Genomic DNA, 7936 nt, shown 5'->3' on the forward strand with positions numbered 1-7936 from the left:
GTCACGGACTACCCCGAGAACGGCACGTTCCAGCGGCCGGTCAGCGGCCGTGCGGCTCCAGCCGTCACGGACTACCCCGAGAACGGCACGTTCCAGCGGCCGGTCAGCGGCCGTGCGGCTCCAGCCAGACGTCCGGGTCGGGGCCCTGCGGCACGATGCCGGTGGGGTTCACGTCGGTGTGCACGACGTAGTAGTGCTGCTTGATCTGGTCGAAGTCGATCGTCTCGCCGAAGCCCGGGGTCTGGAAGAGGTCGCGCGCGTAGCCCCACAGCGCCGGCATCTCGGTCAGCTTGACCCGGTTGCACTTGAAGTGGCCGTGGTAGACCGAGTCGAACCGGGCGAGCGTGGTGAACAGCCGCACGTCGGCCTCGGTGATCTGCTCACCCATCAGGTAGCGGCGGTCACCGAGCCGTTCCTCGAGCCAGTCCATCGCGACCCAGAGACGGTCGTAGGCGTCGTCGTACGCCTCCTGCGAGCCGGCGAAGCCGCAGCGGTAGACGCCGTTGTTGACCTCGGTGAAGACCCGCTTCATCACGGTCTCCATCTCGTCGCGGACCGCGGCCGGCCACAGGTCGGGAGCGTCGGGGCGGTGGTGCTCGCGCCACTCGAAGAACAGGTCGTGGGTGATCTGCGGGAAGTCGTTGGAGACCACGGCCCGCGTCTCGATGTCGACCACCGCCGGGACGGTGATGCCCTTCGGGTAGTCGGGGACCCGGTTGAAGAACGCCTCCTGCAGGTGCGTCATGTCGAGCACCGGGTCCCGGCCGCCCGGGTCGAGGTCGAAGGTCCAGCTGCGCTGGTCGTGGGTCGGCCCGGGAGCACCCCACGAGATCACGTCCTCGAGCCCGAGCAGGTTGCGGACGATGATGGTGCGGTTGGCCCAGGGGCACGCCTTGGCGGCGACGAGGCGGTAGCGACCCGGCTCCACCGGCCAGACCGGGACGTCCTGCGGGCCACGGTCCTCGGGGTCGGCCGAGCGGTCCCCGGCGAGGATGCGGTCGCTGATGTAGTCCATGTCCCGCTCGAAGGGCTCGCCCTTCGAGGTGTACGTCGCCTCGCTCATGCCACATCTCCCCGATCGTTGCTGTCTCAACCATCCTGTCATGCAGCGGGAAGCGAGATTGCAAAGAAGTATTTGCAACGAACTCTTTGCATAGAACTGTTTGCAGTTCTAGGGTGGTGCCATGGCCTCCTCCGTCTCCCCCGACATCGCGGGTCTCCGCGCACTGAGCCACCCCGTCCGGCTCCGGATGCTGGGCCTGCTCCGCACCGAGGGTCCGGCCACCGCCACCTCGCTGGCCCAGCGCCTGGGCCTCAACACCGGCGCCACGTCGTACCACCTGCGCCAGCTCGCCCAGCACGGCTTCATCGAGGACGACCCCGACCGGGGCTCCGGTCGTGACCGGTGGTGGCGGGCCGCGCACGACGCCACCCGCACCGACTTCGACCGGGAGGGGGCCAGCGACGAGGACGTCGAGGCCTACCTGGCCACCGTCGCCCTCCTGTACGGCGACCGGTTGCGCGCCGCGGTCGCCGAGCGCGCGTTCCTGCCCGAGGAGTGGCGCCAGGTCGGCACCCTCAGCGACTGGGAGATCCGCCTGACGCCCGCCGATGCGGACGCCCTGGTCCAGGCCCTCACCCGGGTCATCGAGGACGCCCGGGACTCCGCCGAGCCCGGCGCCGCCCCGTTCGCCGTCAACCTCAACGCCTTCCCGCGCCCCGGCGCCCTCGGCGGGGAGTCATGAGCACCTCCGGGACCGTCGCGCACCGTCGCGCACCCCTGGTCGGCGGCCTCACCGCGGAGGGCATCTCCCTGGTCGGGACCCGGGTCTCGATGATCGCCATCCCGTGGTTCGTCCTGTCCACCACCGGGTCGGCCACCCAGACCGGCCTCGTCGCGGCGGCCGAGATCACCCCCCTCGTGATCTTCAAGGCGCTCGGCGGCCCCCTGCTGGACCGGGTCGGGCCGCGCCGGGTGACGCTGGCCTGCGACCTCGGGTCGGCGCTGGTGGTGGGCACGATCCCGCTGCTGCACCACCTCGGGATGCTGTCCTTCCCGGGGCTCCTGGTGCTCGTCGCCCTGGCGGGCGCCCTGCGCGGGCCGGGCGACGCCGGCAAGGGAGCGATGACGCCCGAGATCGCGCGCGTCGCCGGCGTGCCGCTCGAGCGCGTGACCGGTCTGGCTGGCGCCGTCGAGCGCACCTCGTCGATGGTCGGCGCCGCCCTGGCCGGCCTCCTGGTGGCCGCGACGGGAGCCGCGAACGCGCTGTACGTCGACGCCGCGTCCTTCCTGGTCTCGTTCGCCGTCTTCGCGCTGTCGACCACCGGCATGGGACGTCCGGCGCCCCGGACCGAGCAGCCCGCGCAGCCCGCCCAGCGCGGGACCGGGAGCGGCACGGACGACGGGGGCGCGACGTCGTACCTCACCGAGCTGCGGCAGGGCTGGGACTTCCTGCGGACGGAGCCGGTGCTGGTCGCGGTGTGCGCGATGGTCGCGGTGACCAACCTGGTCGACCAGGCGTACGTCACGGTGCTCGCCCCGGTGTGGGCGAAGGAGTCCGGCGCCGGCGTCGAGGTGCTGGGGGCGCTGTTCGCGTCCTTCAGCGGCGTCTCGGTGCTGGGCGCACTGGCCGCGGCCCGGTGGGGCGACCGGCTGCCGCGCTACCGGACCTACGTGGTGGCGTTCCTGGTCGCGGGCGCCCCGCGCTTCGTGGTGATGGCCGTCGAGTCGCCGGTGTGGGCGGTCTTCGCGGTGACGATCGTGGCGGGCGCGGCGGCGGGCTTCCTCAACCCGATCCTGGGTGCGGTCATCCTGGAGCGGATCCCGGCCCCGCTGATGGGCCGGGTCTCGTCGCTCAACACCGCGATCTGCTGGTCGCTGATGCCGCTCGGCGGCCTGCTGGGCGGGGTGGCCGTCACCGCGCTCGGGCTCTCACCGGCACTGCTGCTCGCGGGGGCGGCGTACTTCGTCACCACCATGGCGCCGACGCGGGTGCCGTCGTTCCGGGCGATGGACCGGGCGCCGCGGAACCCCCCTGTCGGGGTCCCCGCCTGAGCGGGGACCCCGACAACCTCAGCGCGGGAAGGTCCGCGCCAGCTCGAGCAGCCGGTCGTTGGCCTCGGTCTCCCCGATCGTCACCCGCGCACCCTCTCCGGCGAAGGGACGCACCACGATCCCGACCTCGTCCGCCGCGGCCGCGAAGTCGCCCGTCCGCTCGCCGAGGCCGAACCACACGAAGTTGCCCTGGGCGTCGGGGATCTCCCAGCCGGCGTCCCGGATCCCGGCCACCACCCGGGCACGCTCGGCGACGAGCGCGTCGACCCGCTCCAGCAGCTCGGGCTCGGCCTCCAACGACGCGATCGCCGCCGCCTGCGCCACCGAGGAGACGCCGAACGGCAGCGACACCGCCCGCAACGCCCCCGCGAGCGGGGCCTGGGCGATCGCGTAGCCCACCCGGAACCCGGCCAGCCCGTAGGCCTTGGAGAACGTGCGGGTCACGATCACGTTGGCGTGGGCGCGGTACGTCGCGACCCCGTCGACCGCGTCGTCCATCCGCACGAACTCGAGGTAGGCCTCGTCGACCACCACGACCACGTGCGACGGCACCCGGGCCAGGAAGGCGTCCAGGTCGGACTGCGACACCGCCGGGCCCGTGGGGTTGTTGGGCGTGCAGACGATGACGACCTTGGTCCGCTCGGTGATCGCCGCCGCCATCGCGTCGAGGTCGTGACGACCGCCGGCCAGCACCGGCACCCGGACGCTGGTGGCGTCGGCGACGGTCGCCGCGATCGGGTAGGCCTCGAAGGAGCGCCACGCGTAGACGACCTCGTCGCCGGGGTCGCAGAAGGCGTTGAGGAGCTGGTAGATCAGCGCCACGCTCCCGGTGGCCGCGGCGAGGTCGGAGGTCGGGACGCCCAGCCGGGCCGACAGGGCGTCGTACAGCGCACTGCTGCCCATGTCGGGGTAGCGGTTCATCGCCTCCGCGGCGCGGGTCGCGGCCTCCACGACGCCGGGCAGCGGCGGGTAGGGGTTCTCGTTCGACGACAGCTTGTACGTCGTGAGGCCCTCGCGGGGCGTGGGCGGCTTGCCGGGCACGTACGTCGGGATCTCCGCGACGTTGCGGCGGGCCGAGGGGGGCGTGGGGCTGGACGGCGCGGTGGACATGGCGAGCAGGTTAGCGCCGGCCGACGACCGCCGGGCGACGGTGCCGCCACGGCTGCAGCAGCAGCGCGAGCAGGACGCCGAGGAGTCCCCCCAGGACGGCCCCCGCGACGTTGTCGACCATGTCGGTCACGTCGCAGGCGCGACCGATGCGGGCCGCGGCGAGCTGCACCGTCTCGATGAACAGCGAGTAGAGCCCCAGCGCGGCGATCCCCAGCGGCGCCAGCACCCACCGGGTGCGCCAGCGCGCGACCGCGAGCACCCACAGCGCCCCCGCCGGCACGAAGACGGCGATGTTGAGCAGCCGCTGGCTGCCGGGAAGGATCCAGAAGCCGTCGGGGGCCGGGCCCCCGTAGTCGAGGGAGCAGGTGGTCTGGGCCTCCTCGACCGGCACCACGCCGATCCCCCACTCCGCGGGGATCAGGGTGAGGATGCCGATGCAGACCACCGTCCAGCAGAAGCCGGCGATCGCCACGGCCGTCACCGGGCCGAGCCGCCCGCGCAGGACCCGCGCGAGGCCGACGAAGACCGCCAGCGCGACGAGGCAGCCCAGGAGCATCACGCCCGTCCCGCCGATCGTCACGCGAGGAGGCTAGCGAGGCGGGGGCGAGAGGGCGGCCAGCAGGTGGGCCAGCATCGGCCACAGCACGGTGCGCTCGGAGTCGTCGACGACCCGGTCCATGCCCGCGAGCTCGAGCATCACGTAGCCGTGCAGGGCGCTCCAGAACTGGGCGGCCACCACGCGCGGGTCGCCCGCGAGCAGCGCACCGGCGTCCATGGCGCGCGCGATGCCGGAGACGATCTGGTCGAAGGCCGCCGACGACACCTCGGGGTCGGCCCCGCGGCCGTGGAAGCCGCCGACGCTGACCGCGCCGAACATGACACCGAAGAGGTGCCTGTTCTCCAGGGCGTTGTCGCGGTAGGCGCCCGCCATCCGCCTCAGGTCGTCGAGGGTGTCGTCCGAGCGGCCCACCGCGTCGACGTGCTCGATGAGCCGCCGGAAGCCCTCCGTGGCCACCGCGTCCACCACGCCTGCCATCGAGCCGTAGTGGGTGTACACCGCCATGGTCGAGGTCCCCGCGCCGCTCGCGAGCCGCCGCGCCGACAACGAGGAGGGACCCTCCTCGTCCAGGATCCGGGCGGCCTCCTCGAGGAGCCGGCGTTGGGGCTCCGCCGAGGTCGGGGAGGGCTCGCTGCTCACTCTCGACATCCTGCCATAACGGCGTTATGGTCGATCGATAACAGTGTTATCCGACCACCTCTCCCGAGCCGAGACCGTCATGACCCTCACCCACACCACACCGACAACCAGCCGCTACCTCCAGGACAACTTCGCCCCCGTCACCGAGGAGCTCACCGCCGTCGACCTGGACGTCTCAGGGACGCTGCCCGCCCACCTCGACGGACGCTACCTCCGCATCGGGCCCAACCCGATCCACGAGCAGGGCCCTCACTTCCACTGGTTCCTCGGCGAGGGGATGGTGCACGGCGTGCACCTGCGCGACGGCCGGGCGCAGTGGTACCGCAACCGCTGGGTGCGCTCCGCCGACGTCGCCACCACGCTGGGCGAGCCGGTCAGGGGCACGCCCGGCGGACCGGACTTCGCGGCCAACACCAACGTCCTCGAGCACGCCGGGCGCACGCTCGCCCTCGTCGAGGGCGGGTCCCCGCCGTACGAGCTGACCCACGAGCTCGACACCGTGGGCCCCTGCGACTTCGGGGGGACCCTGCCCAGCGGCCCGGGCCTGCCGGGCTACACCGCCCACCCGCACGGGGATCCCGACACCGGCGAGCTGCATGCTCTCTCCTACAGCTGGATGCGGGGCAACCGCGTCGACTACTCCGTGCTCGACACGTCGGGGCGGATCCGGCGCAGCGTCGACATCACCGTCCACGGCAGCCCGATGATGCACGACTTCGCCCTCACCGAGCATCACGTCGTGGTCCTCGACCTCCCGGTGACCTTCGACCTCGCGGCCGCCACCTCGGACGTGCCGCGCGTGCTGCGCCCGTTCGTGCGCGGCGTGCTCGGCCGGGTCATCGGCCGCAACCCGGTGCCCGAGCCGATGATCGCCCGGGTCGCGCGGGGCGCGGGGGGCTCCGACGGCTCGCCGTCGCTGCCCTACCGCTGGAACCCCGACTACCCCGCCCGCGTCGGCGTCCTGCCCCGCGACGCCGACGGCGACGCGATCCGCTGGTTCGACATCGACCCCTGCTACGTCTTCCACACCCTCAACGCGTACGACGAGGGGGACACCGTCGTCGTCGACGTGGTGAAGCACCCGCGGATGTTCGCCACCGTCCTCGACGGCCCGGACGAGGGTCCGGCCGTGCTGACGCGCCTCACCCTCGACCTGGCCACCGGACGGGCCCGCGAGGAGGGCTTCGACCAGCGGTGGCAGGAGTTCCCGCGCCACGACGAGCGGCTGACCGGGCGACGGCACCGCTACGGCTGGGCGATCGGGTTCGACAAGGGGCTCACCGGCGACACCGTGCTGCGCCACGACCTGGAGGCGGGGCGCACCGACGCACGCCGGCTGGGCGCCGGCCTCGAGGCCAGCGAGTTCTGCTTCGTCCCGACCCCGGGGAGCTCGGCGGAGGGCGACGGGGTGCTCCTGGGCTACGTCTTCGACGCGGCCGCGGGCCGGTCCCACCTCCGGGTCCTCGACGCGGCGTCGCTCGAGGACGTCGCGGCCGTGCACCTCCCCGGGCGGGTGCCTGCAGGGTTCCACGGCAACTGGRCACCCACGCCCGCCTGAGCGGTAGGGGCCGGGCTCCACCCCGGCCCCTACGCTGGCGGTCATGAGGTTCGTGATCTGGCTGCTGACCACCGCAGGGGCCGTCGCCGTCGCGGCGTGGCTCCTCGACGGCATCTCCTTCGACGGCGCCGACTGGCAGGACAAGGTCGTCCCGCTGCTGGGCGTCGCGCTGATCCTCGGCCTGGTGACCACCTTCGTCAAGCCCGTGATCACCCTGCTCTCCCTCCCCTTCATCCTGCTGACCCTGGGCCTGCTGCTCCTGGTCATCAACGCCCTGATGCTGCTGCTCACCGCCCGCCTCGCCGACGCCTTCGACCTCGGCTTCACCGTCGACGGCTTCTGGACGGCGATGCTGGGCTCGGTGGTCATCACCCTCTCGACGTGGGCGATCGACGCGGTGGTGAGCGACGAGTGATGGACCGCCTGCCCGCCCAGCACACCGACGGGCCGTACCGGATCGCCCTCGTGTGCCTCGGCAACATCTGCCGCTCCCCGATGGCCCACGTCGTGCTGGACGACCACCTCGACCGGGCCGGCCTGGCCGGCGAGGTCGAGGTCAGCAGCGCCGGCACCGGCGGCTGGCACGTGGGCCGTCCGATGGACCCGCGTGCCGCGACCGCGCTGGTGGGCGAGGGCTACGACCCGTCGGCCCACCGCGCCCGGCAGTACGACGACGGCTGGCTGGCCACCCACGACGTCGTCCTGGTGATGGACCGGGCCAACCTGGCCGACGTCGGCCGGCACGAGCGGGTCGGCCTGTTCCGCGACTTCGACCCCGTCGACCGGGGCGGGGAGGTACCGGACCCGTACTACGGTGGTGACGACGGATTCGGGGAGGTGCTGGCGATGGTGGAACGCACGAGTGCCGCGATCGTCGCCGCGCTGCAGCGCCGGGACCGGACGGACGTCCCCGCCCGATGACCCGCCAGCCACTGGTCGCCCGCCGCGCCGAGGAGCTCCTCGGCGCTGCCGTGGCGGCCACGGCACCGGTGGCCGGGGGTGACATCTCCACGGC

Annotated in this window: 9 protein-coding genes; 5 read left to right on the top strand and 4 right to left on the bottom strand. The window is 73.0% G+C overall.

Going from position 1 to position 7936, the window contains the following annotated elements; genetic code table 11:
• Nucleotides 1-103: 103 nt before the first annotated feature.
• Nucleotides 104-1063, bottom strand: coding sequence for a glutathione S-transferase C-terminal domain-containing protein (locus ACXJKL_RS09115; protein WP_457206747.1), 960 nt, complete (start codon nucleotides 1061-1063; stop codon nucleotides 104-106).
• A 121-nt stretch (nucleotides 1064-1184) separates the two neighbouring features.
• On the opposite strand from ACXJKL_RS09115, the gene ACXJKL_RS09120 reads away from it, so the two are divergent.
• Together ACXJKL_RS09120 and ACXJKL_RS09125 are read left to right on the top strand one after the other, a co-directional pair.
• On the top strand, nucleotides 1185-1745 hold the full coding sequence (locus ACXJKL_RS09120; protein ID WP_457206748.1) for an ArsR/SmtB family transcription factor: 561 nt from the start codon (nucleotides 1185-1187) through the stop codon (nucleotides 1743-1745).
• Nucleotides 1742-3055, top strand: coding sequence for an MFS transporter (locus ACXJKL_RS09125; protein ID WP_457206749.1), 1314 nt, complete (start codon nucleotides 1742-1744; stop codon nucleotides 3053-3055). The genes ACXJKL_RS09120 and ACXJKL_RS09125 overlap by 4 nt, the downstream gene beginning before the upstream one ends.
• 18 nt (nucleotides 3056-3073) lie before the next feature.
• Here ACXJKL_RS09125 and hisC read toward each other — a convergent pair whose 3' ends face one another.
• The 3 genes from hisC to ACXJKL_RS09140 are packed head-to-tail and all read right to left on the bottom strand — an operon-like array spanning nucleotide 3074 to nucleotide 5363.
• A complete protein-coding gene (gene hisC / locus ACXJKL_RS09130) occupies nucleotides 3074-4165 on the bottom strand; it encodes a histidinol-phosphate transaminase (protein ID WP_457206750.1) in 1092 nt (363 codons plus the stop codon).
• Between the two features lie 10 nt (nucleotides 4166-4175).
• Nucleotides 4176-4745 carry a VanZ family protein gene (locus ACXJKL_RS09135; RefSeq protein ID WP_457206751.1) on the bottom strand — a complete coding sequence of 190 codons (570 nt, stop codon included), beginning with the start codon at nucleotides 4743-4745 and terminating at the stop codon, nucleotides 4176-4178.
• Between the two features lie 9 nt (nucleotides 4746-4754).
• Nucleotides 4755-5363 (bottom strand): TetR/AcrR family transcriptional regulator, encoded by a 609-nt coding sequence (locus ACXJKL_RS09140; RefSeq protein WP_457206752.1) that lies wholly within the window; start codon nucleotides 5361-5363, stop codon nucleotides 4755-4757.
• Between the two features lie 79 nt (nucleotides 5364-5442).
• On the opposite strand from ACXJKL_RS09140, the gene ACXJKL_RS09145 reads away from it, so the two are divergent.
• Genes ACXJKL_RS09145 through ACXJKL_RS09155 form a run of 3 tightly spaced genes read left to right on the top strand, consistent with a single transcriptional unit; the run spans nucleotide 5443 to nucleotide 7842 of the window.
• Nucleotides 5443-6921, top strand: a complete 1479-nt coding sequence (locus ACXJKL_RS09145) for a carotenoid oxygenase family protein (protein ID WP_457206753.1) — start codon at nucleotides 5443-5445, stop codon at nucleotides 6919-6921.
• A 43-nt stretch (nucleotides 6922-6964) separates the two neighbouring features.
• Nucleotides 6965-7336: a phage holin family protein gene (locus tag ACXJKL_RS09150; RefSeq protein ID WP_457206754.1), complete on the top strand. Its 372-nt coding sequence runs from the start codon at nucleotides 6965-6967 to the stop codon at nucleotides 7334-7336.
• On the top strand, nucleotides 7336-7842 hold the full coding sequence (locus ACXJKL_RS09155; protein WP_457206755.1) for a low molecular weight protein-tyrosine-phosphatase: 507 nt from the start codon (nucleotides 7336-7338) through the stop codon (nucleotides 7840-7842). Before ACXJKL_RS09150 ends, ACXJKL_RS09155 begins: the two co-directional genes overlap by 1 nt.
• Nucleotides 7843-7936: the final 94 nt, after the last annotated feature.

Source organism: Nocardioides sp. P5_C9_2 (assembly GCF_054049555.1).

Coding starts and splice junctions, on each gene's coding strand:
- hisC (WP_457206750.1), bottom strand. CDS start 4,165: ATGTCCACCGCGCCGTCCAGCCCCACGCCCCCCTCGGCCCGCCGCAAC.
- ACXJKL_RS09120 (WP_457206748.1), top strand. CDS start 1,185: ATGGCCTCCTCCGTCTCCCCCGACATCGCGGGTCTCCGCGCACTGAGC.
- ACXJKL_RS09155 (WP_457206755.1), top strand. CDS start 7,336: ATGGACCGCCTGCCCGCCCAGCACACCGACGGGCCGTACCGGATCGCC.
- ACXJKL_RS09115 (WP_457206747.1), bottom strand. CDS start 1,063: ATGAGCGAGGCGACGTACACCTCGAAGGGCGAGCCCTTCGAGCGGGAC.
- ACXJKL_RS09150 (WP_457206754.1), top strand. CDS start 6,965: ATGAGGTTCGTGATCTGGCTGCTGACCACCGCAGGGGCCGTCGCCGTC.
- ACXJKL_RS09125 (WP_457206749.1), top strand. CDS start 1,742: ATGAGCACCTCCGGGACCGTCGCGCACCGTCGCGCACCCCTGGTCGGC.